General features: G+C 70.9%; 21 protein-coding genes. 9 read left to right on the top strand and 12 right to left on the bottom strand.

What is annotated here, in order from left to right; all coding sequences use genetic code 11:
* The 3 genes from QLQ12_RS22790 to QLQ12_RS22800 all read left to right on the top strand — a co-directional run bounded on the left by QLQ12_RS22790 (nt 1) and on the right by QLQ12_RS22800 (nt 4063).
* Nucleotides 1–1422 (top strand): HAMP domain-containing sensor histidine kinase, encoded by a 1422-nt coding sequence (locus QLQ12_RS22790; protein ID WP_282762339.1) that lies wholly within the window; start codon nt 1–3, stop codon nt 1420–1422.
* A gap of 233 nt (nt 1423–1655) precedes the next feature.
* The gene (locus QLQ12_RS22795; protein WP_282762340.1) at nt 1656–3902 is read left to right on the top strand and encodes an RICIN domain-containing protein; all 2247 of its coding nucleotides are present in this window, start codon (nt 1656–1658) and stop codon (nt 3900–3902) included.
* Between the two features lie 14 nt (nt 3903–3916).
* Nucleotides 3917–4063 (top strand): hypothetical protein, encoded by a 147-nt coding sequence (locus QLQ12_RS22800; RefSeq protein ID WP_282762341.1) that lies wholly within the window; start codon nt 3917–3919, stop codon nt 4061–4063.
* Here the strand turns inward: QLQ12_RS22800 and QLQ12_RS22805 are convergent.
* A complete protein-coding gene (locus tag QLQ12_RS22805) occupies nt 4054–5076 on the bottom strand; it encodes an adenosine deaminase (protein WP_282762342.1) in 1023 nt (340 codons plus the stop codon). The genes QLQ12_RS22800 and QLQ12_RS22805 overlap by 10 nt on opposite strands.
* A gap of 12 nt (nt 5077–5088) precedes the next feature.
* Complete coding sequence (locus tag QLQ12_RS22810; protein WP_282762343.1) at nt 5089–5826, bottom strand: methyltransferase domain-containing protein; 738 nt, start codon at nt 5824–5826, stop codon at nt 5089–5091.
* A gap of 65 nt (nt 5827–5891) precedes the next feature.
* Between QLQ12_RS22810 and QLQ12_RS22815 the strand changes: the two genes are divergently transcribed.
* Nucleotides 5892–6869 carry an aldo/keto reductase gene (locus tag QLQ12_RS22815; RefSeq protein ID WP_282762344.1) on the top strand — a complete coding sequence of 326 codons (978 nt, stop codon included), beginning with the start codon at nt 5892–5894 and terminating at the stop codon, nt 6867–6869.
* Nucleotides 6863–7093 carry a hypothetical protein gene (locus tag QLQ12_RS22820; RefSeq protein ID WP_282762345.1) on the top strand — a complete coding sequence of 77 codons (231 nt, stop codon included), beginning with the start codon at nt 6863–6865 and terminating at the stop codon, nt 7091–7093. The genes QLQ12_RS22815 and QLQ12_RS22820 overlap by 7 nt, the downstream gene beginning before the upstream one ends.
* A gap of 225 nt (nt 7094–7318) precedes the next feature.
* Here the strand turns inward: QLQ12_RS22820 and QLQ12_RS22825 are convergent, their stop codons facing one another.
* The 8 genes from QLQ12_RS22825 to QLQ12_RS22860 all read right to left on the bottom strand — a co-directional run bounded on the left by QLQ12_RS22825 (nt 7319) and on the right by QLQ12_RS22860 (nt 13202).
* Entirely contained in the window at nt 7319–7522 is a 204-nt protein-coding gene (locus QLQ12_RS22825; RefSeq protein WP_011905669.1) for a cold-shock protein, read from the bottom strand.
* Between the two features lie 353 nt (nt 7523–7875).
* Nucleotides 7876–8148, bottom strand: coding sequence for a DUF4235 domain-containing protein (locus QLQ12_RS22830; RefSeq protein ID WP_282762346.1), 273 nt, complete (start codon nt 8146–8148; stop codon nt 7876–7878).
* The gene (locus tag QLQ12_RS22835) at nt 8148–8513 is read right to left on the bottom strand and encodes a DUF3618 domain-containing protein (protein WP_282762347.1); all 366 of its coding nucleotides are present in this window, start codon (nt 8511–8513) and stop codon (nt 8148–8150) included. Before QLQ12_RS22835 ends, QLQ12_RS22830 begins: the two co-directional genes overlap by 1 nt.
* Nucleotides 8510–8944, bottom strand: a complete 435-nt coding sequence (locus tag QLQ12_RS22840) for a phage holin family protein (protein WP_282762348.1) — start codon at nt 8942–8944, stop codon at nt 8510–8512. Before QLQ12_RS22840 ends, QLQ12_RS22835 begins: the two co-directional genes overlap by 4 nt.
* 110 nt (nt 8945–9054) lie before the next feature.
* Nucleotides 9055–10239, bottom strand: coding sequence for a mechanosensitive ion channel family protein (locus QLQ12_RS22845; RefSeq protein WP_282762349.1), 1185 nt, complete (start codon nt 10237–10239; stop codon nt 9055–9057).
* Between the two features lie 124 nt (nt 10240–10363).
* Nucleotides 10364–11185, bottom strand: coding sequence for a DUF1206 domain-containing protein (locus tag QLQ12_RS22850; RefSeq protein WP_282762350.1), 822 nt, complete (start codon nt 11183–11185; stop codon nt 10364–10366).
* Between the two features lie 43 nt (nt 11186–11228).
* Nucleotides 11229–11555, bottom strand: coding sequence for a hypothetical protein (locus QLQ12_RS22855; RefSeq protein WP_407651537.1), 327 nt, complete (start codon nt 11553–11555; stop codon nt 11229–11231).
* A 78-nt stretch (nt 11556–11633) separates the two neighbouring features.
* Nucleotides 11634–13202 (bottom strand): glycoside hydrolase family 3 protein, encoded by a 1569-nt coding sequence (locus tag QLQ12_RS22860; protein ID WP_282762351.1) that lies wholly within the window; start codon nt 13200–13202, stop codon nt 11634–11636.
* A 121-nt stretch (nt 13203–13323) separates the two neighbouring features.
* Between QLQ12_RS22860 and QLQ12_RS22865 the strand changes: the two genes are divergently transcribed.
* Genes QLQ12_RS22865 through QLQ12_RS22875 form a run of 3 tightly spaced genes read left to right on the top strand, consistent with a single transcriptional unit; the run spans nt 13324 to nt 16056 of the window.
* Complete coding sequence (locus tag QLQ12_RS22865) at nt 13324–13449, top strand: hypothetical protein (protein ID WP_275413259.1); 126 nt, start codon at nt 13324–13326, stop codon at nt 13447–13449.
* Nucleotides 13450–13465: 16 nt separating this feature from the next.
* The gene (locus QLQ12_RS22870; RefSeq protein ID WP_282762352.1) at nt 13466–14416 is read left to right on the top strand and encodes a TIGR03557 family F420-dependent LLM class oxidoreductase; all 951 of its coding nucleotides are present in this window, start codon (nt 13466–13468) and stop codon (nt 14414–14416) included.
* Nucleotides 14413–16056, top strand: coding sequence for a RecQ family ATP-dependent DNA helicase (locus QLQ12_RS22875; protein WP_282762353.1), 1644 nt, complete (start codon nt 14413–14415; stop codon nt 16054–16056). Before QLQ12_RS22870 ends, QLQ12_RS22875 begins: the two co-directional genes overlap by 4 nt.
* 30 nt (nt 16057–16086) lie before the next feature.
* Here QLQ12_RS22875 and QLQ12_RS22880 read toward each other — a convergent pair whose 3' ends face one another.
* On the bottom strand, nt 16087–17535 hold the full coding sequence (locus tag QLQ12_RS22880) for an ATP-binding protein (RefSeq protein WP_282762354.1): 1449 nt from the start codon (nt 17533–17535) through the stop codon (nt 16087–16089).
* A 293-nt stretch (nt 17536–17828) separates the two neighbouring features.
* Here QLQ12_RS22880 and QLQ12_RS22885 point away from each other — a divergent pair, with 293 nt between their 5' ends.
* A complete protein-coding gene (locus QLQ12_RS22885) occupies nt 17829–18977 on the top strand; it encodes an LCP family protein (protein ID WP_282762355.1) in 1149 nt (382 codons plus the stop codon).
* 18 nt (nt 18978–18995) lie between these two features.
* Here QLQ12_RS22885 and QLQ12_RS22890 read toward each other — a convergent pair whose 3' ends face one another.
* Nucleotides 18996–20057: a LacI family DNA-binding transcriptional regulator gene (locus QLQ12_RS22890; RefSeq protein WP_282762356.1), complete on the bottom strand. Its 1062-nt coding sequence runs from the start codon at nt 20055–20057 to the stop codon at nt 18996–18998.
* Nucleotides 20058–20121: the final 64 nt, after the last annotated feature.

Below are 20121 nucleotides of genomic sequence, written 5' to 3' on the forward strand. Positions count from 1 at the left end.
TTGCGGCTGGCGTACACCACCGCCGCCACCACCGCCGTCGCCGCGCTCGTCTTCCTCCTTCCACTCGGCTGGGAACTGCGCGCCGACCACCGCGACGCCGCGCTCGACGAGGCCGCTCAGCGCACCTCGACGGTGGCCGGCGCCATCGTGGCCGGCGCCGACGGCAAGGGCATCGCCGCCGCGGTCGCGGCAGCCGGTGGCGTCCCGGTGGTCCACACGCCGGGACTGGCGGCCACGGCCGGCGGCCGCGCGGACGCCGGGCTGATCGACCGTGCCGCGGTCGCGCCCGAGCCCACGATCGAGGACGTCGACGGTGGGGTGGTCCGGCTGCAGCCGGTCACCGCCGGTGACCGGACCCTGGTGATCGAGTCGTTCGTGCCCGACGCGGCACTGGACCGCGACACCGCCCGCGACTGGTGGCTGTTGCTCGGGCTGGCGGTGGTGCTGGTCGGCGGCGCGGTGGTGGTCGTGGACCGGCTGGCTCGCGGCGCCGTCTCGTCGGCCCGGCACCTGGTCGACGCGGCTCTCGCGGTCGGTGGTGGGGACCTGGAGGTCCGCATCACGCCGTCCGGCCCGCGTGAGCTGGCCGAGGCCGGCTACGCCTTCAACCGGATGGCCGACCGCTTGGTAACCTCCCGGACCGACGAGCGTGAGCTGGTCGCCGACCTGTCGCACCGGCTGCGGACACCGCTGACCGCGCTGCGCCTGGACGCCGAGGCGCTCGACCCCGACGACACCCAGATCCTCGACCTCTCCGCGGCCGAGGTGGACCGCCGTCGCGGGATCCGGCGCATCCGGCAGGCGATCGGGACCCTGGAGGACGAGGTCAACCATCTGATCAACACCACCCGGCAGGCCGTCGCGGACCGGGTCGCCGCCACCCCGGAGGACGGCCTCTGCGACGCCAGCGAGGTGGTCCGGGAACGGATGATGTTCTGGTCGGCGCTCGCCGGCGACCAGGACCGGCAGTACCGCGTGGTCGGCGCGCACCTGCGCATCCCCGTGCCGGTGGCCCGCGCCGAGCTGGCCGCCGCACTGGACGCGGTGCTGGGCAACGTGTTCCGGTACACCCCGCAGGGCGCCGCCTTCGAGGTCGGGCTGTCCCGGCGGGACGGGTGGGTGGCGCTGCGGGTGGACGACGCCGGCCCCGGTATCGGAGACCCGGAGCGCGCGCTGCGGCGCGGGCAGAGCCAGCAGGGCTCCACCGGCCTCGGGCTGGACATCGCCCGGCGGGTGGCGCAGGCCACCGGCGGGTCGGTCAGCATCGACCGGGCCGCGATGGGCGGGGCGAGCATCGTGATGCTGCTGGCCGACGCCGACGCGACACCGAAACAACCGAGCAGATTCGGGCTGGTCGGCCGGGGCCGGCCGGCACGCGAACGGGATCAGCCACGACGACCCTGGCAACGAGGACGGGAATGAGCAAGGGCTTCCATCGACAGGTCCCCCGGACGGCGCAGCCCAGGCTTATATCTTCTTTAGGAACATTCCTTTGGCGGGCCCGACCTGGCAGTGTTCCCTCCGATCCCATCCGGCTTCCCGGATCGCAACCCGCAGCGCGTCCCCATCGCCGCGACCCGGAAGGCCACCCCGCGGTGGGAGGCGGTCACCCCATGGACCCCTCCCACCGCCACCCAGCTCGACAAGGAGACGCCGTGTCCGCGCATCGCCGGCCGACGTTCCGCGGGTCGCCACCAGGGCGACGCCGCGCCGCGGGCACCCCAGCACCGCCACGAACACGTTCCGCCACCTTCCGGCTCCTTCCGGTAGCCCTCGGCCTGGCCCTGCTCGGGGTCGGCGGCGTGGTGGGCCCGAGCGTGATCAGCTCCGGCCCCTCCGACGATGACTTCGCCCTGACCGCGCTGCCGACCGACGCCCCCGAGAAGGGGCTGGTCTACAGCGGCCTGAAGCTGGCCGCGTCCGATTCGGTCTGCGCCGGCGCCTACCTCGTCTTCGAGGAGACCTGCACGCACGGCCCCGACCCGGCGCCGGACGGTCTGGCCGTCCGCCGTGCCGTCGCCCCGGTGACCGCGGGCGGTCCCGAGATGACCGTGGTGCGGCGGGAGACCGGAGCGGTCCCCGGCGACGCCGAGATCGCCCGCGACCAGGGTGGCAGCGCGATCACCGCGGACGCCCCCGCGCTGGTGCCGGACGCGGCCCCCGGCCAGGCCGACTTCATCCTCGGCCCGGGCAACGTGGCCTGCGCCGGCGACGGGCGGACCGGCAAGCGGGTGCAGCTTCTCTACCTGCACGAGGGTGCCGCGCCCAGCCGGTACGCCAAGTACCTGAACTCGTTCCGCACCTGGGCCGCCGGGGTGGACGCGATCTTCGACGCGAGCGCCGCCGAGACCGGGGGCTCACGCCACATCCGGTATGTGACGACGCCCGAGTGCCGTGCCGACGTGGTCGAGGTGCAACTGCCCGACGGTTCGCTGCGTTCGTTCGCGGCGACCATCGACGCGCTGCGCGGCCTGGGCTACAACCGCACCGACCGCAAGTACCTGATGTTCGCCGACACGACCCTCTACTGCGGCATCTCCACCTACGTGAACGACACCCGACCCGGCCGCGGCAACCGCAACAACGGCGGCCCGTCCTACGCCCGGGTCGACTCCGGTTGCTGGAGCGCCGCGATGGCCGCCCACCAGTTGACCCACTCGCTCGGCGCGACGCTCACCGATTCGCCGAACGCCACCGGCGCGGGTAGCTGCACCGACGAGTACGACCTGCTCTGCGGCGAGGACCGGACCGGCAAGCCGGTGAAGAACGCCTGCCCGAAGAGGAACGAGATCCGGCTCGACTGCGGGCACGACGACTACTTCAGCACCAACCCGAAACCCCTGAGCTACCTGGACAAACACTGGAACGTGGCGCTCAGCGAGTTCCTGCTACGCAGTGACGGCGGCGACGACGTTCCGGACGTGCCGGGCGCCGTGGTGCCGAGCCAGGACACGCCGGCCGGCCCGCCGCAGGCCAGCCCGTCCACACCCGCCCCGGCGGCCAGTTCGCCGTCTCCCCGTCCCAGCGGCCCGGCGACCGCCAACCCGAGCCCCAGCGTCTCGGCGAGCGCCGGCCCGGCCTCACCGGCCCCGGAGCCCACCGCCCCGGTGGAGCCGCCCGTGGTGGTCGTGACCCCGGTGGCGCACCAGTCCGGGCCGACCGCCACACCGCCGCCCGGCACCGGCGACCAGGCCGACGGCGCCGCCACCCCGCCCGGGGTCACCAACAACGGCGTGCAGGCCGTGCTGGAGATCCGCGAGGCGACCAGCGGCTCGGTCCGGCTGACCTGGAGCGCCGCCGGCCCCGACGTCGACTACGAGGTGTCGGTGGACGGTAAGCCGGTGGCCACCACGCGCGCCACCCGGGCTCGCCTGATCGGCCTGAAGCCGGACGCGAAGTATGTGGTGGAGATCCGCAACCGCAAGCTCCGCTACCACGCCAAGGGCGCCGCGGAGACCGCTCCGGCGGCCCGCCCGGCGCAGAACTCGTGGTTCGTGCTGACGAACTCGCTGACCGGCGGCGCGGCCGACCTGTACGCGGCCCGGTCCGCCGACGGCACCCCGGTCACCCTGGGCAGCGACGACGGCGGCACCCAGCAGCAGTGGCAGTTGGTGCCGGCCGGCAACGGCAGCTACTCGCTGGTCTCCAAGGCGAGCAACCGGTGCGCGGTCCCCCTCGGCGGCAACCCGGTCGCCGGGTCTCCGCTGGTGCAGGGCGACTGCCAGTCGGGGGCGGGAGCCCGGTGGACGCTGCGCGCCTCCGCCTACGGCTTCACCATCCGCGCCACCACCGGTGACCTGGTGATCGGTGTGGGCGCCCAGCGCTTCGGCACGCAGCGCGTGCTGGTACTGCAGGAGGACACCGAGCAGCGGCACCAGAGCTGGACAGCAGTGCCGGACTGACGGGAGGAAAGCTGATGCCTGATGTATTGAGAAGGCCGGAGACCGAGCCGGACGAGAATCCGGCCCGGTTCACCCGGCGCAGGCTGGTTCGCTGGCTGACGATCCTGACCATCGGCACCCTGACGATGGTGGCCTGCTGGCAGGACCCGCTCTACCCCTGAGCCGTCGCGTAGGCGTCGATCTCGGCGAGCAGCGCGGTCCGGCCGTCGGCGGGCAGGAAGCTGTGCCGGACGGCGGCGCGGGCCAGGTCGGCGACTCCGGCCGTGTCCAGGTTCAGCAGCCGGGCCGCCGCCGCGTACTCCTGCTCCAGGCTGGTGCCGAACATCGGCGGGTCGTCGGAGTTGATGCTGACCGGCACGCCGGCCGCGACCAGGGTGGCGAGCGGGTGCTCGTCGAGGCTGGCGACCGCCCGGGTGCGCAGGTTCGAGGTCGGGCAGACCTCGAGGGGGATCGCGTGCTCCGCCAGGTGCGCCATCAGCCGCTCGTCCTGGGCGGCGGCGATGCCGTGGCCGATGCGCTCGGCGCCCAGTTCACGCAGAGCGTCCCAGATCGTCTCCGGTCCGGTGGTCTCCCCCGCGTGCGGAACGCTGTGCAGCCCGGCCGCCCGGGCCTGGTCGAAGTACGGCTTGAACTGCGGCCGCGGCACCCCGATCTCCGGCCCGCCCAGACCGAAACTGACCAGTCCTTCGGGCCGTTCGCCGAGGGCGATCCGCAGCGTCTCCTCGGCCGCGGCCAGTCCGGCCTCGCCGGGGATGTCGAAGCACCAGCGCAGCTGCACCCCGAAATCGCGGGCGGCGCTCTGCCGGGCGTCCTCGATCGCCTCGCAGAACGCCTTGGCCGGGATGCCTCGCCGCACGCTGGAGTACGGCGTGACGGTCAGTTCCGCGTACCGGACGTTCTGCCGCCCGAGTTCCCGCCCGATCTCGTAGGTGAGCAGACGGACGTCCTCGTCGTCACGGATCAGGTCGACCACGCTCAGGTAGATCTCGACGAAGTGGGCGAAGTCCCGGAACTCGAAGTAGTCGGCGAGCAGCGACGGGTCGGCCGGCACCGGCGAGCTGCCCTGGTGCCGGGCGGCCAGCTCGGCGACGATCCGTGGCGACGCCGAGCCGACGTGGTGGACGTGCAGCTCGGCCTTGGGCAGGCCGGCGATGAACGACGTCAGGTCGGTCACAGGTAGTTCCCCCTAGATAGAAGCCACCACGAAGATACGGCGGAAGGGGAAGGCGACGACGCCGTGCCGCTCCGGATACTCGACGGCGATCCGTTCGGCGAGCGCGGCCCGGAAGGTGACCCACTCGGCGTCGCCCATGGCGGCGCGGACCGGGCGCAGGGCGGTGCCCTCCATCCACCGCAGCACCGGGTGCTCCTCCCCGACCGGCAGCAGGTGCAGATAGGTGGTCTCCCAGGCGTCCACGGTCGCGCCGGCCGCGGTCAGCGACTCGGCGTAGGTCGCCGCGTCGTCCACCGGGTCGTCGCGGAGACCGCCGGACGCCATCTCCCACACGGCGCGGTGGCCGGGGCTGTCGAAGTTGCCGGGCACCTGCATCGCGAGCCAGGCCCCGGCCGGCAGCTCACGCACCCACTCGGTCAGCATCCGCTGGTGCCCCGGCACCCATTGGAGCGCGGCGTTGGTGACCACGACGTCGACGTCCGGTGTGGGACGCCAGTCGGCGATGTCGCCGGTCCGGAACTCGACCGGGCCCGGCTCGGCCGTGGCCTTCTCGATCATCTCGGGTGACGAGTCGATCCCGACGACGCGGGCCTCCGGCCAGCGCTCGGCAAGGGTTCGGGTCAGCTCCCCCGGCCCGCAGCCCAGGTCGACCACAGTCCGGGGATCGTCCGCGCCGACCTGGCGGACCAGGTCGAAGAAGGGCCGGGAGCGTTCGGCGCCGAAGCGGCGGTAGACAGCGGGATCCCACATGACTTCCCCCTCAAACCGTACGTACGTTTTGTTTGACAGTACCAGCCTGACGGTAGTGTCACGGAGTGGAAAATCGAAGCTTCCCCAAGCTGGGACGGTCCGTCGGCGTGGTCGGCCTCGGCGCCTGGCAGCTCGGCGCCGACTGGGGCCAGGTCAGCGAGTCCGACGCGCACGCGACGCTGCAGGCGGCCGTCGACTCCGGCGTGACCTTCATCGACACCGCCGACGTCTACGGCGACGGCCGCAGTGAACAGATCATCGGGTCGTTCCTCAAGGACCACCCGGGCCTGACCGTCTTCACCAAGATGGGCCGCCGGCTCCCCCAGGAGCCGGGCAACTATCACCTGGACAACTTCCGCGCCTGGACCGACCGCTCCCGCGCCAACCTCGGCGTGGAGACGCTCGACCTGGTGCAGCTGCACTGCCCGCCGACCCCGGTGTTCAGCTCCGACGCCGTCTTCGACGCCCTCGACACCCTGGTGGAGGAGAAGCGGATCGGGGCGTACGGCGTGAGCGTCGAGACCGCCGAGGAGGCGCTGACGGCGATCGCCCGCCCCGGTGTGGCCAGCGTGCAGATCATCCTGAACGCGTTCCGCCACAAGCCGCTGGAGCGGGTGCTGCCGGCCGCCGCCGAGGCCGGAGTCGGCATCATCGCCCGGGTCCCGCTGGCGAGTGGCCTGCTCTCCGGGCGCTATGACGCGAACACCACGTTCGCCGCCGACGACCACCGCAACTACAACCGCCACGGCGAGTCGTTCGACGTCGGCGAGACGTTCTCCGGAGTGGACTTCCAGGTCGGCCTGGAAGCGGTCGGCCGGCTGCGCCCGCTGGTGCCGGCCGGCGCCACGATGGCGCAGTTCGCCCTCCGCTGGATCATCGACCAGCACGGCCTCACCGTGGTGATCCCGGGTGCGCGCAACCCGGAACAGGCTCGGGCGAACGCGGCCTCGGCAGACCTTGCGCCGCTATCGCCGGAAACCCAGGAAATGATCACCGCGGTCTACGATGAGTTGATTCGCCCACAGGTGCACGGCAAATGGTGAACAATGAAACAGAGCCGCCGCGGTTGAAGGGCTGGCTCACCATGTCCCTCGGTCTTCTGGCGATCGTTCTCGGTGGGGTGTGGACGCTGCAGGGTCTCGACTACCTCGGCGACGGTCTGATGAGCGGGCAGACCGTCTGGGTCGTGGTCGGCGGTGTCCTGATAGCCGTCGGGCTGGTCCTGGTGATCCTCGGCATGCGCCGGCGGTCCAGCGGCCAGCACTGACCGCACCCGTCCGGCAACGGGCACAGGGCTGGGTGATGGGCACGAAAGAGGCCCCGCAACCTCGATGAGGGTGCGGGGCCACGGTCGGGCCGGCCTCCGCCAGGCGGCCGGCGAACCGGTCTCACGACCGGCAGGTTTGAGATCTGCTCACGACTCACATGGAGCGGGACTCCCCGTGCAGGTGAAGGACAAGGTCTCCACCGTCGTGAACGAGTCTCACTAGTCTCAGAGCGGGCGAACCTGCTCCGCCTGCGGGCCCTTCTGGCCCTGGGCGATCTCGAACTCCACCCGCTGGTTCTCCTCCAGAGTGCGGTAACCGCTCGTCTGGATGGCCGAGAAGTGGACGAACACGTCAGCACCCCCGCCGTCGACGGTGATGAAGCCGAAGCCCTTGTCTGCGTTGAACCACTTCACGGTGCCTTGCGCCATGCTGAACTCTCCTTCTGAAAATGCCGGCCCGCCCAACCGCGGCAGCGCGGGGCCGATGACCGTTTTCGAGCAGCGGCGCCGTGAGGCGGCCTTTCAGAGGACACCCCATCCACCGGGCTCACAGGACACCTGCCGCCCTCCCGGGGTGGGGCCGGCGTCACGCGAGTCAAGCGGAAGCAGCTACCACGTACGCAAAAACTGGCCACACTGTACCCGAAAATCGGGCCGTAAAGCTGCCCTTCGCAGGAATCCAATAATGGGTGACCGATATGGAAAAGGTCCCCCACTTCGCCGGTTCGAACACCGGAACGAAGCGGGGGACCGCCAAGACCCTCGTCTATGCGCAGGTTGATCTAGTCGGGCCAGGTGCCCGTCAGTTTCTTGGTGGTGATGGCGCCACCACGATGGACGGCAGCCTTCACGAGCGCGAAGATCGCGCCCTGCAACGCTGCGGCGGCGAGGATCTCGCCCCAGCCCCGGTCCGGGTCGCCGGCGTCGGGGGCGTCGTCGTCCCCCGCGACCAACTTCCACGCCTCCTTGAAGAGGAGACCCGCGACCGCACCGGCGGCGAACCCCAGCGCCACATTCACCGGCTTCAGGGTCAGTTTCGCCAACTTGCCCGCCATCAACGCCTCCCTCGGATGATCAGAATGACGCCGGCCACGGCCACCAGACCCGCGACGACCAGCACGGCCGGCAACGGATTGGCTCGTACCCGGGAACCGGCCTGATATGCCAGCTCACGCGGCGGAGTCTCACGGACCCGCCCGCCAGCGCCCAGCGCCGCCTCACGCACCCGCCCGGTCATCGCCGCGGCCCGCGTCAGCACCCGCTGCTTGGTCTCCTCGACCTGCTCGCGGGCGCGCGCCTTCACGTCGGCCCGGGAGGCCAGCACCTGCACCGTCTCACCCAGATCGGCGCGGGTCTGCCGGATCTCCTCCCGCAGTGTCACCAGGTCCGGTTTCGCGGCGTTCCCGTTCTTGTCACTCATGCCCGGCTACGCTCCTTGACCGCGTGCTTCACTTCATCGACATCGGCCTTGACGCTCGCGATCGCGGCCGAGGGCTCCGGCGGGACGGCCCGGGTCACCTGCTTCTTGCCGAGCAGCGCCAGCACACCGGCGATCGCGAAGAGCACGACGGTGACGATCAGAGCGGCCAGCCAGAGTGGGAGGACCAGATCCAGTGCGATGACCCCTGTCGCGATCGCGGCGCCCACCCCGTACATCGCCAGCACGCCCGCGCCGCCGAACAGGCCCGCGCCGATGCCGGCACGCTTGCCCTTCTCGGCGAGTTCGGCCTTGGCGAGCGTGAGTTCGTCACGCACGAGGCGGCTGAGCTGCTCGCTGGCACGCTGCACCAGTTCGGCTGTCGACTTCTCGGCGAGTGGCCGGGCGGGAACGCCGTTCAAGACATCGGCCATCGTGTCCCCCTTTCCGTGTGACCGGTGTATGCCCTGATCACACCCGGCTCAATCCTCGCCGTCGCCCTCGCTGCCGAACGGAACCGCCCCGCCCGCCGGCGAGCGGCCTCTCACGGCCTGGCGGCGCTGTCCGGGCTGTCGGCCGGGGCCGGAACCGGCCCGCCGAACACCACCCCGCGGGCGTCGCCGTCGGTGCCCCCGCTGAACACACGGGCCGCGTCGGACGACGGGCCGGGGCCGATGTGGCCGTCCGCAAGGACCGGTCCTGACGCCACCGACTCCACCTCGGCCCGCATCCGCGGCACCGCGGCCCGCTGGTGCTGCCAGATCCAGGCGACCAGCCGCTCCCGGACGAGACACCGCAGGTCCCAGAGCGCCGCCGCGTCGTCGGCGCTGACCAGGGCCCGCAGCCGGATCTGGCCGTCGGTCGCCCCGGTCACCTGGAGCACGCAGACCCGCTCGTTCCACAGGTCGGAGCTCTCGCAGACGCGTTGCAGCTCGGCCCGCAACGGCTCGACCGGCGTCGACCAGTCCACGTCGATGTCGGCCGTGCCCAGCACCGCCGAGCCGGTCCGGGTCCAGTTCTGGAACGGCTTGGTGGTGAAGTAGGACGTCGGCAGGATCAGCCGCCGGTCGTCCCAGATCTGCACCACCACATAGGTGAGGGTGATCTCCTCGATCCGGCCCCACTCCTGCTCCACGACGACCACGTCGTCGACCCGGATCGCGTCGCTGAAGGCGAGCTGGAGGCCGGCGAACACGTTGCCCAGGGTGCTCTGCGCGGCCAGGGCCGCGACCACGCTGATCACGCCGGCCGAGGCGAGCACGCTGGCGCCGAGGGCGCGGATGTCCGGGAAGGTCATCAGCATGACGCCGATGGTGAGCACCACGATGGCGGCGACCGTGACCCGGCGAAGCATCACCACCTGGGTCTTGATGCGCCGGGTCTTCAGGTTGTCCGGCATGTCGGTGCGCCACTTGGCCAGTGCCATGTCCTCCAGCACCAGCAGCGTCGCGCCGACCAGCCAGGCGGCCGCCGCGATGCAGAGCAGGACCAGCACGTGCACCACGCCGGGGCGGCCGGGGAAGTCACCGGCCCAGATCCGGACCGCCTGCTGCACGGCGAGGAGGATGACGGTGGCCTGGAACGGCCGGTGCATGGTCCTCGCCAGATCGGCGGCGAGCGTCGATCTTCGCCCGAGCCGTTTGACGAGCCAGTGCACGATCTCGACGAACACGATCGCCACGCCCGCCGCGCCGGCTACGGCGAGGAGGGCGGTCACAACGCTGGACACTTGGATTCCTTCCCACGAGCGGTGTCACGGCCGGCGTCCAGCTTTGCCCGCGCGAAGGGGAGGAACACCGGCAGCGGCGGATGTCGGAGATAGCTCACATCCGCCGCCGGGGGCCGGTCCAGTGTCAGATCTTGCGGTACTTGGCCTGGGCGAAGCAGTAGACGCCGAACGCGGCGATGCCGGCGGCGATCAGCGCCAGCAGCCACACGCCCCAGGAGGAGGCGGCCAGGGTCTTCAGCGCGGAGTCGAGGCCACGGGCCTTGCTCGCGTCGTAGTTGACGGCGGCGACCACGACCAGGGCGCCGGCGATCGCGTAGGCGACACCCTTGGCGGTGTAACCGGCCCGGCCGAGCCGGATGATCGTCTGGCTGGTGCCGGCCGGCATCTGCTGGGTGTTGAGGTGCCGCACGAACTTCTTCTGGTAACCGTAGTAGGCCATGCCGACGCCGATGCCGAGCACCACGAGGCCGATCAGGCCGACCAGCGAACGGCCGCCGCTAGAGGCCAGCAGGCCGGAGGCGCCGCTGGCGTTGCTGTCGCCCATCGAGGCGCCGGCGTCCTTGACCACCTTGATCGCGTTCCACGCGAGGTAGCCGTACAGCAGGGTGCGGGCGACGGAGAGGGCCCGCTCGGCCATGGCCCGGCGGTCCCGCGGCCCGCTCTCGCCGATCGCCGCCTCGAACGCCTGCCAGATCGCCATGGCGATGAGGCCGACCGCGATGATGATCAGCAGCGTCTTGCCGAACGGCTGCTTGGCGATGGTCTGGAGGGCGCCGGACTGGTCGCTGTCCTGCCCGGACCCGCTGAAGGCGACCTGCAGCGCGATCCAGGCGAAGAGCAGGTGGATGATGCCGTACCCGATGAAGCCGCCCCGGGCCAGAAGCTCCAGGGGCTTGCTCTCGGCGGCCCGTGACGCGGTGTTCTTGACGTTCGAGGCTGCTGTCATGCCCTCAATGTGACCGGGGGCCTCGATCGCCAAACGTGCCTGGTTATCGGGACACTTCGACCTGCACGGCCTCCGGCGTCACGCTGGTCAGGGTGACCATCAGACCACCGACGTCGACTGCCTGCTGGCCCTTGGTCAGCGCGATCTTCTCGCCGGCGATGTCGAGGGTGACGGTGTTCTCGTCGGCGGAGACGAACTTCGCCTCCACACCGAGCACCTCCACGCTCGCGTTGGTCTCACGCTGGATGGTCACGGTGCACTGGTCGAGCCCGCAGCTCACGTCGTCACCACACCCGGTGAGCAGCGCGAGGCCGAGGACGGCCGAGGCGAGAACGGCGGCGATGCGGCGGCGCGGCATAGAGATCAACACCCTTTCACGGTACGGGGTACGAGCAACCCCCGGCGCCCCGCCCTCATCGGATCTCGTGGTGCGCGGGCCGCGGGCGGATCAGGCGGCGACCGGCTGCGGCGCCGGCTCGGAGACCTTCACGCCGGCGATGAGCTCGGCGGCGGCCCGGCCCAGCGCGCGGGTGGCCCCGTGGGTGGCGATGTGCACGCCGCCGACCACGGTGACCGGGATGCCCATCTCGACCACGATCGCGTCCGGGCGCACGTCCAGCACGCGGTGCAGGGTCCGCTCGATCCACGGGTGGCGGTGCACGTCGCGGACCACCAGCACGAGCGGCCGGTCCCCGGCTCCGGCCAGCACCGGCGCGGCCGGGTCGGCCAGCGGCTCCAGGTCGCCGGCGGTGAACCGGACCGCGGTGGTGCCGGGCAGCAGCCCGGCGAGCGGCTCGCCGACACCCCACGGGGTCTCGCTGCCGATCGCGATGTTGCGCGGCGGCGCGAACTCGACCACGTGCGGCGCCCCGGTCACCGGGAGGACCGGGCCACTGCCGGTGACGGTCACCTTCACCGCCCGGCGGGCGGCCGCGAACCCGACCGTCGAGCCGAGGACCGCGAGCTCGTTGCCGGCCGCGGCGTCGGCGACGGCCCGGGCGCCGGTGGCGATCTGCGCCCGGGTGGTCCACGAGGCCAGTCGCCGGACCCGCTGGACGGCGTCGCGCAGCCGCTGTTCGGGCAGCTCGCCGGAGCGGACGGCGGCGACGATCGCGTCCCGCAGGCGGATCGCCGTCCGCTCGTCGGCGTGGTCGCCGCCCACGCAGATCGCGTCCACCCCGGCGGCGAGCGCCCGGACGGTCGCGCCCTCCAGGCCGTACCGGCGGCGGACACCCTGCATCTCGATGCCGTCGGTGACGATCAGGCCGTCGAAGCCCAGCTCCTCGCGGAGCAGGCCGGTCAGGATGCGCGGGCTGAGGGTGGCCGGAAGCTCCGGGTCGTACGCCGGGACGAGCAGGTGACCGGTCATCACCGACTTGGCGCCGGCCGCGATGGCCGCCCGGAACGGGACCAGCTCTGTCTCCGCCAGCTCCGCCCGGGTCCGGTCGATCACCGGCACGTCGTGGTGCGAGTCGACGTTGGTGTCGCCGTGACCCGGGAAGTGCTTGGCGCAGGCGGCCACCCCGGACTCCTGGAGCCCGCGGATGAAGGCTGAGGTGTGCCGGGCGACCAGCCGGGGCTCGGCGCCGAAGGCCCGTACCCCGATGACCGGGTTTGCGGCGTTGCTGTTGACGTCCGCGTCCGGGGCGTAGTCCAGGGTGATGCCGGCGTCGGCCAGCTCCCGGCCCAGATCGCGGGCGACCGTCTCGGTGAGTTCCGGGTCGTCGATCGCTCCCAGGGCCAGGTTGCCCGGCCGGGAGCTGCCGTGCCGCGACTCGAACCGGGTGACGTCACCGGCCTCCTCGTCGATGGCCACGATCACATCGGGGTTCTCGGCGCGCAGCTGTGCGGTGAGTGCGGCCACCTGCGAGGGCGACTCCACATTGCGGGCGAAGAGCGCGACGCCCCCCAGGCCGGAACCGAGCCACCGGCGGACCCAGTCCGGTGCGGTGGTGCCGACGAAGCCCGGTTGCAGCACCGCAGCAGCCAGTTCCGGCAATTCGCCGTGAATGGACATGAGCCCCCGTACCTCCGATGCGTTCGTCTCCCCGTACGGGGACCTATGTTCACACCACTCGCAGAGTTTAGTCAACAAACCTTTCTATTAGCAGTGGTCGTCACGCCGATAGGATGTGCACGTGCTCACTCCACTCGCCGCGACCGGGGTCGACTGGTCCGAGGTGCACGCCGTCCGCCTGCTCGGCATAGCCCTCGCCGTTCTGTTCCTGCTCTGGGCGATCCGCCGCATGTTCGGAGGCAAATAGGGGTACCGGGCGGGCCATGCGAATCGGATACTTCCTGTCGAGCGAGGAGTACTCGCCTGCCGAGCTCATCGAGCAGGCGAAAGGCGCGGAGCGAGCCGGTTTCCGCGGCCTCTGGATCTCCGACCACTACCACCCGTGGGTCGACGCCCAGGGCCAGAGCGCTTTCGTCTGGTCCATGATCGGCGCGCTCAGCCAGGCCACCGGCCTGGACATCACGACGGCGGTGACCTGCCCGACCGTGCGCATCCATCCGGCCGTGATCGCCCAGGCCGCCGCTACCAGCGCGGTGCTCACCGGCGGCCGCTTCCGGCTCGGCGTCGGCACCGGCGAGGCCCTCAACGAGCACATCTTCGGCGACGCCTGGCCCGAGGAGGAGGTGCGCCTGGAGATGCTCGAGGAGGCCGTCGCGATCATGCGCGGCCTCTGGACCGGCGACAACTACTCGCACCACGGCAAGCACTACACCGTCGAGAACGCCCGCATCTACACCCTGCCGGAGAAACCGGTCGAGATCCTGATCTCCGGGTTCGGCCCCAAGTCGACGGCCCTGGCCGGCCGCATCGGCGACGGCTACGTCAACGTGGCCCCGGACGCCGACATGGTCCGCACGTTCCGGGAGTCCGGCGGCGCCGGCAAGGTGACACAGGCCGGGTTCAAGGCGGCCTTCGCCGACACCGCCCAGGAGGGCGCGCGGATCGCGTACCAGAAATGGCCCAACGCCGGCGTGCCCGGCGAGCTCTCCCAGGTGCTGCCCTCACCCAAGCATTTCGAGCAGGCGTCGCAGCTCGTCACCGAGGAGATGGTCGCCGAGGCCTTCGTCTGCGGCAACGACCCGGAGAAGCACCTGGAGATGATCCGCAAGTACGCCGACGCCGGCTTCGAGGAGATCTACGTGGCCAACACCGGCCCGCACTACCAGGGTCTCTTCGACCTGTACGCCCGCGAGATCCTCCCGAAGATCGCATGAAACTGAACATCCCCGTCTACGGGCCGCGCCTTCGCAAGATCGCGCGGAAGCACTTCGGCTGGTCGTCGCTGCGCCCCGGCCAGTTCAAGCCGATGCGTGCCGTGCTGCGCCGCCGCGACACCCTCGTGGTGCTGCCGACCGGCGCCGGGAAATCGGCGATCTACCAGATCCCGGCCGTGCTGCTGCCCGGCCCGACCGTGGTGATCTCGCCGTTGCTCGCCCTCCAGCAGGACCAGATCGCGGCCCTCAACGAGCACGGCGACCCGAAACTGCGGGCGGTCCGGGTCAGCTCCGCCGAGACCCCGGCCCAGCAGCGCGATGCCATCGAGGCGATCCGCAAGGGCGAGGCCGAGTTCCTCTTCATCACGCCCGAGCAGCTCAGCGACCCGGAGCGGCTGGCCGAGGTGCGCGCCCTCAAGCCCGGGCTGGTCGCCGTCGACGAGGCGCACTGCATCTCCGCCTGGGGTCACGACTTCCGCCCGGACTACCTGGCCCTCGGCGACATGATCAAGCAGATCGGCCGCCCGCCGATCCTGGCGCTCACCGCCACCGCGTCACCGCCGGTCCGCGAGGACATCATCGCCCGGCTGCGCCTGAACAAACCCGAGATCCACGTGTCCGGGCTGGACCGGCGCAACCTGTTCCTCGAGGTCGCGTACTGCCCCGACGACAACTACCGGTGGCGCAAGCTGACCACGATGCTCGACGAGGAGCGGCGGCCCGGCATCATCTACGTCGCCACCCGGCGGGCCGCCGAGGAGCTCGCCGAACGGCTCAGGGAGTCCGGCTACCCGGCCGAGTACTACCACGGTGGGATGGCCGCCGGGCTGCGCGAGCAACGGCACGTCGACTTCCAGAACGACAAGGTCGACATCATGGTGGCGACCTCGGCGTTCGGCATGGGCATCGACAAACCGAACATCCGCTGGGTGGCGCACGTCGCCCTGCCCGACTCCCCGGACAGCTACTTCCAGGAGATCGGCCGGGCCGGGCGCGACGGCGAGCCGGCTCGCGCGCTGCTGCTCTGGCGATCCGAGGACGAGGCCATCCAGCGTTTCTTCCAGGGCGGCTCGCCGTCGGCCGAGGAACTGCGGGAACTGGCCGGTGAACTGCACAAGGGCCCGGCCACGAAGACGGCGCTGCAGAAGGCCACCGGACTCGGCCCCCGCAAGATCGGCCAGTACCTCAACCTGCTGGAACAGGTGGGCGCGGTGCGGGCCGGCGCCGGCCACAAGCTGACGGTCCCGGCCCGCGCGCCGCTCCCGGCCGTCGCGGCCGAGGCCGCCGTCGAGGAGTACGAACGGCAGCAGGCGGTCATCCGGTCCCGTACCGACATGATGCGTGGCTTCGCCCAGTCCCGGCAGTGCCGCACCGAGACACTGCTCGCCTACTTCGGCGAGGACATCAAGAAGGGCTGCCGGCACTGCGACAACTGCTCCGACGGCAGCGCCGCGGAGGTCGCCGCCGCCGAGTCGGACGGCCCCTTCGCGGTGCACAGCCAGGTCCGCCACGGCGAGTGGGGCACCGGCATGGTGATGAACTACGAGGAGGAGCGGATGACCGTCCTGTTCGACACCGTCGGCTACAAGACCTTGTCCGTTCCGGTAGTGGTGGAGCAGAAGCTGCTGGTCAGCGAGTGACCGACGCGCCGTCCAGTCCGACGGTGCGCGTCAGACGGACCAGGCCTGAACGATGTCGTCGGGCCCCCAGATCAGATCCGCGGCCCCGTCCGGGAGGTCGGCTCCCGAGCGGCTGACCACCACCAGGCCACTGGCCCCGGGCTGAAAACCCGGGATCATCGGGGCATCGCGGCGCAGTTCGTCGAGATGGTGCCGGGTGAACGGGCCGTCCTGCCACTTGATGGAACCGGCGAACGCGATCCGGGAGGCGATCGGGGCTCGGTCGGCGCCGACCAGATCGATCTCGGGGTTGGACTGGCGGTTCCACCAGCCGCCGACTTCCCATGTGTCGGTCCAGGGCAACTGACCGGCGCCGGCGGCGAGGGCGAGCGCGTCGCGGATGATCGGCTCGACCGCGTTGCCTCGCCAGGTGGACCATCGCGCCTCGAGGACCGCGTGGGCGGCGGCTGTCCGGTCGCGCAGGACCAGCTGATGCACGTCGCGCAGGATGGCCAGGTATAGGCGCAGGTTGCTGTCGGCGATCCGGTACTGGGCCAGTTTGCTGGGCTTGGTGGACAGTGGCTTGTCGACGGCGAGGATCTGTTTCTCCTCGACGAGCCGGTGCAGCAGCGGGGACAGGGTGCCGGAGCTGACCGGGCCGCCGCGGTCGCCGGCTGCCGCGGCGATGTTGCTGAAGGTACGGCTGCCCGCGCCGCCGACTGCTTCCAGGATGCGCCGGGCGGTGTCCGGGGCGGGGAACTCCGATGCCAGGGACTGCTCGGGAACGGTGAACAACGCTGACGTCTTGTGGGCGATCTCCTGACGCAGGAAATCAGTCGATGGAGTGCCCGGCGACCACTCTAGGGCGATGCCGGGCAACCCACCGGTGATCAGGTGCGCGTCGATCGCGTCTGCGCCGCTCAGACCGGTCACGACGGCGGTCTCGGCGAGATTGAACGGTCCGAGGAGCAGGTTCGTGGCCCGGCCGTAGAAGGGCCGGTCGTACTCCGTGAACCGCCGCATCATGTGCATATCGCTGCCGAGCAGCAACAGCAGCACCGGCTTGCGGGAGAGGAGCCGGTCCCAGGCAACCTGCAGATGCCCGTCGAAAGTCGCATCCTGCTCGGAGATCCAGGGCAGTTCATCGAGAACGACGATGCTTGGCGTATCGGGCAGCACCCCGGCCAGGACACGCAGCATGTCTCCCCAGCCACCGGCCGGTGACTGGGACGGCAGAAGATCACGACCGCCGGAGTCGAGCAGCGATGAGTCGCGCAAGGCACCGAGAAAGTAGCCGACCGCCTCGATGCTCGATGCGCCCTTGACGGCGGTGTAGAAGCAGTACGGCAGATCGACCCGGTCGCACAGTTCCTGCACCAGCCGCGACTTGCCGACCTGCCGCCGTCCGCGGATGGCGATAGAGCGGCCCTCACCGGTGCGCCGGATGCGAGCGAGGTGATTGACGAGCAGGTCGAGTTCAGTACGCCGTCCTACGAACATCGACCCTCCAAAGCTTGATGCGATCTAACTTCGCTTCACTCTACCCAGGCCTGCTGGTCGCCAACGGCACCGTCGCCCCTGAACGTGGCCCGGGCCGCGCCGGCAACGTGAGCCCGCGCACGTCCGAGCCATGGTCGGCTCGCGCTTCCCATGGTTGTCGGGCAACAATTGCTGGAAGCCGTGTGAGCGACCCGGTACCCTGCTGCGGACACTGCGACCGATCGACCGGTCCCGTTGCGTTGCGCGGCTGTGCCATCATCCGCTCGTTGCCGCTATCGGGGGATGGGACCAGGGTGACCACCAAGTCTGCGAAACGCCGAGCCCCGTTGTGGGCACGGCTCTGCGTCGCCTTCGGCGCCGTTCTCCTGCTGCTCGGCGGCGGCAGCCTCGTGACCGGGCGGGCGCTGATGGCCAAGTACGCCGACTCGGTCACCGACGAGAGTCTGCTCGACCCCATCGAGCCGAAGCCAGCGGAGGCCGCCGAGGCCGCACCGGTGAAGTCCGACATCAACGGGCCGGTGAACATCCTGCTGGTCGGGATCGATCCGCGGGACGACCAGACGGCACCCCTCGCCGACTCGATCGTGGTGGCGCACATCCCGCGGGACCGGCACAGCGCCTATCTCTTCTCCATGCCGCGGGATCTGCGGGTGAACATCCCGGCGTTCGACAAGTCGGGCACCGGCGCGGGACGCGACAAGATCAACGCTGCGATGTCGTGGGGCAGCCGGCTCGGTGACAACAAGTACAGCCCGGCTCAGGGTTTCCAGCTGCTGGCCAAGACTGTCGGCAATGTCACGGGCATCAAGAAGTTCGACGCCGGCGCGATCGTCAACTTCGGCGGTTTCAAGAAGATCGTCGAGGCGATGGGCGGCGTCGAGATGGTCATCGACATGGACGTGAAGTCCGAACACCTCAAGGCCGACGGCAGCCCCCGTGACCGGATACCCGCGTGCCAGGGGCATCACCGCTGCGCCCGGCCGTACACCGGGCCGCAGAAGATCTACAAGAAGAGCGACGCGCCGGTGCAGCTGAAGGCGTGGGAGGCCCTCGACTACGTCCGGCAGCGCTACGGCGACGACATGACCGACTACGACCGGCAACGGCACCAGCAGCAGTTCATCAAAGCGATGGCGAAGCAGGCGCTGAGCCGGGACGTGGTCACCGACCCGTCGAAACTGCTGCCCATCATGGCCGCGGCCGGCGACTCGCTGACCTTCGCCGGCGGTGGCCACTCCATCGTGGACTGGGCCGTCGAGATGAGAGAGCTGAACGTCGACGACATGATCACGGTCAAGTTGCCGGGCGAGGGCGTCTACGAGGGCGAGTACAAAGGCGAACGGTTCCTGCCCGGCGTCGACGAGTTCTTCAAGGCGGTCACCGAGGACCGGGTGGCGGCGTTCCTCATCGACCACCCCACCTATATCAACCAGCAGAACTGATCAAAACCGGCCACCCAGTCACTCGACGCCCTCTCCGGCGAGGCGGGCCCCGGACGGGACGAGGCCGGTGGAGTCGCGGACGATGAGCCGGTGGCCGGTGGGACGGCGGCGCGGGCGGCTGCCGGCTGATTTCAGGGCGAGTTCCAGGGCCGTCCGGCCCATGTCGGTCATCGGCAGGCGGACGGTGGTGAGGCTGGGGGCGAGGTCGGCCGCCACCGAGACGTCGTCGAAGCCGGCGACCGACATCCGGGACGGCACGCCGATGCCGCGTTCGCGCAGTGTGGCGAGCACACCCATGGCCATCGCGTCGTTCAGCGCGATGATCGCGGTGGTGTCCGGGTGGTCGCGGAGGATCCGGTCGGCGGCGAGACGTCCGCCCTCGCGGACGAAGTCGGCGTGCACGACCGGCACGTCGTCCGGGGACAGGCCGTGCCTGCGGAGAGCGGCGGCCACCCCGGCCAGCCGGTCGGCCACCGTGTTGAGCACGGCGGCCCCGGCGGCCACGGCGATCCGGCGGTGGCCGAGTTCGGCCAGGTGGGAGCCGAGGGCGTGACCGCCGGCCACGTTGTCGGGCAGGACCGCGTCGGCGTCGAGAGCGTGCCGGCCGATCACCGCGACCCGGCCACCGCCGCGCTGGTAGCCGGCGAGGACCGTCCGGGTCTCGGCTTCGACGCCCGGGTCGCCGAACCCGGAGCCGGCGATGATGATGACGCCGGCGCGCTGGGCGATCAGGTGGCGGATCTGGCGCAACTCGTGGCCGGGGTCGCGGCCGGAGTGGCAGATCTGCACGAGCAGTCTCCGCTCGTCGGCGAGCTGGATCACGCCGCCGGCGATCTCGGAGAAGTACGGGTCGTCGATCTGGTGCACGATCAGCCCGACGGTGGGGCTGGCGCCGCCGGCGAGGGTGCGGGCGAACGGGTTGGCGACATAGCCGAGGTCGTCGGCCACCTGGCGGACCCGGTTCGCGACCTCCTGGCTGACCCCTTCGCGGCCGGCGAGGGCGCGGGACGCGGTGGCCAGTGAGACGCCGGCATGGCGTGCGACGTCGAGGAGGCGTAGCCCGGGCCCGGGTTTCGGCACGAATGACTCCCACGCTCGCACTGCCATCGCAGGTAATCAATGTCACAGCATAGGTCACGCGCCC

Source organism: Actinoplanes sandaracinus, assembly GCF_030009775.1.
Taxonomy (GTDB): Bacteria; Actinomycetota; Actinomycetes; order Mycobacteriales; family Micromonosporaceae; genus Actinoplanes; species Actinoplanes sandaracinus.

Coding starts and splice junctions, on each gene's coding strand:
- QLQ12_RS22880 (WP_282762354.1), bottom strand. CDS start 17,535: ATGTTCGTAGGACGGCGTACTGAACTCGACCTGCTCGTCAATCACCTC.
- QLQ12_RS22840 (WP_282762348.1), bottom strand. CDS start 8,944: ATGGCCGATGTCTTGAACGGCGTTCCCGCCCGGCCACTCGCCGAGAAG.
- QLQ12_RS22850 (WP_282762350.1), bottom strand. CDS start 11,185: ATGACAGCAGCCTCGAACGTCAAGAACACCGCGTCACGGGCCGCCGAG.
- QLQ12_RS22820 (WP_282762345.1), top strand. CDS start 6,863: ATGGTGAACAATGAAACAGAGCCGCCGCGGTTGAAGGGCTGGCTCACC.
- QLQ12_RS22875 (WP_282762353.1), top strand. CDS start 14,413: ATGAAACTGAACATCCCCGTCTACGGGCCGCGCCTTCGCAAGATCGCG.
- QLQ12_RS22830 (WP_282762346.1), bottom strand. CDS start 8,148: ATGGCGGGCAAGTTGGCGAAACTGACCCTGAAGCCGGTGAATGTGGCG.
- QLQ12_RS22825 (WP_011905669.1), bottom strand. CDS start 7,522: ATGGCGCAAGGCACCGTGAAGTGGTTCAACGCAGACAAGGGCTTCGGC.
- QLQ12_RS22810 (WP_282762343.1), bottom strand. CDS start 5,826: ATGTGGGATCCCGCTGTCTACCGCCGCTTCGGCGCCGAACGCTCCCGG.
- QLQ12_RS22800 (WP_282762341.1), top strand. CDS start 3,917: ATGCCTGATGTATTGAGAAGGCCGGAGACCGAGCCGGACGAGAATCCG.
- QLQ12_RS22870 (WP_282762352.1), top strand. CDS start 13,466: ATGCGAATCGGATACTTCCTGTCGAGCGAGGAGTACTCGCCTGCCGAG.
- QLQ12_RS22835 (WP_282762347.1), bottom strand. CDS start 8,513: ATGAGTGACAAGAACGGGAACGCCGCGAAACCGGACCTGGTGACACTG.
- QLQ12_RS22860 (WP_282762351.1), bottom strand. CDS start 13,202: ATGTCCATTCACGGCGAATTGCCGGAACTGGCTGCTGCGGTGCTGCAA.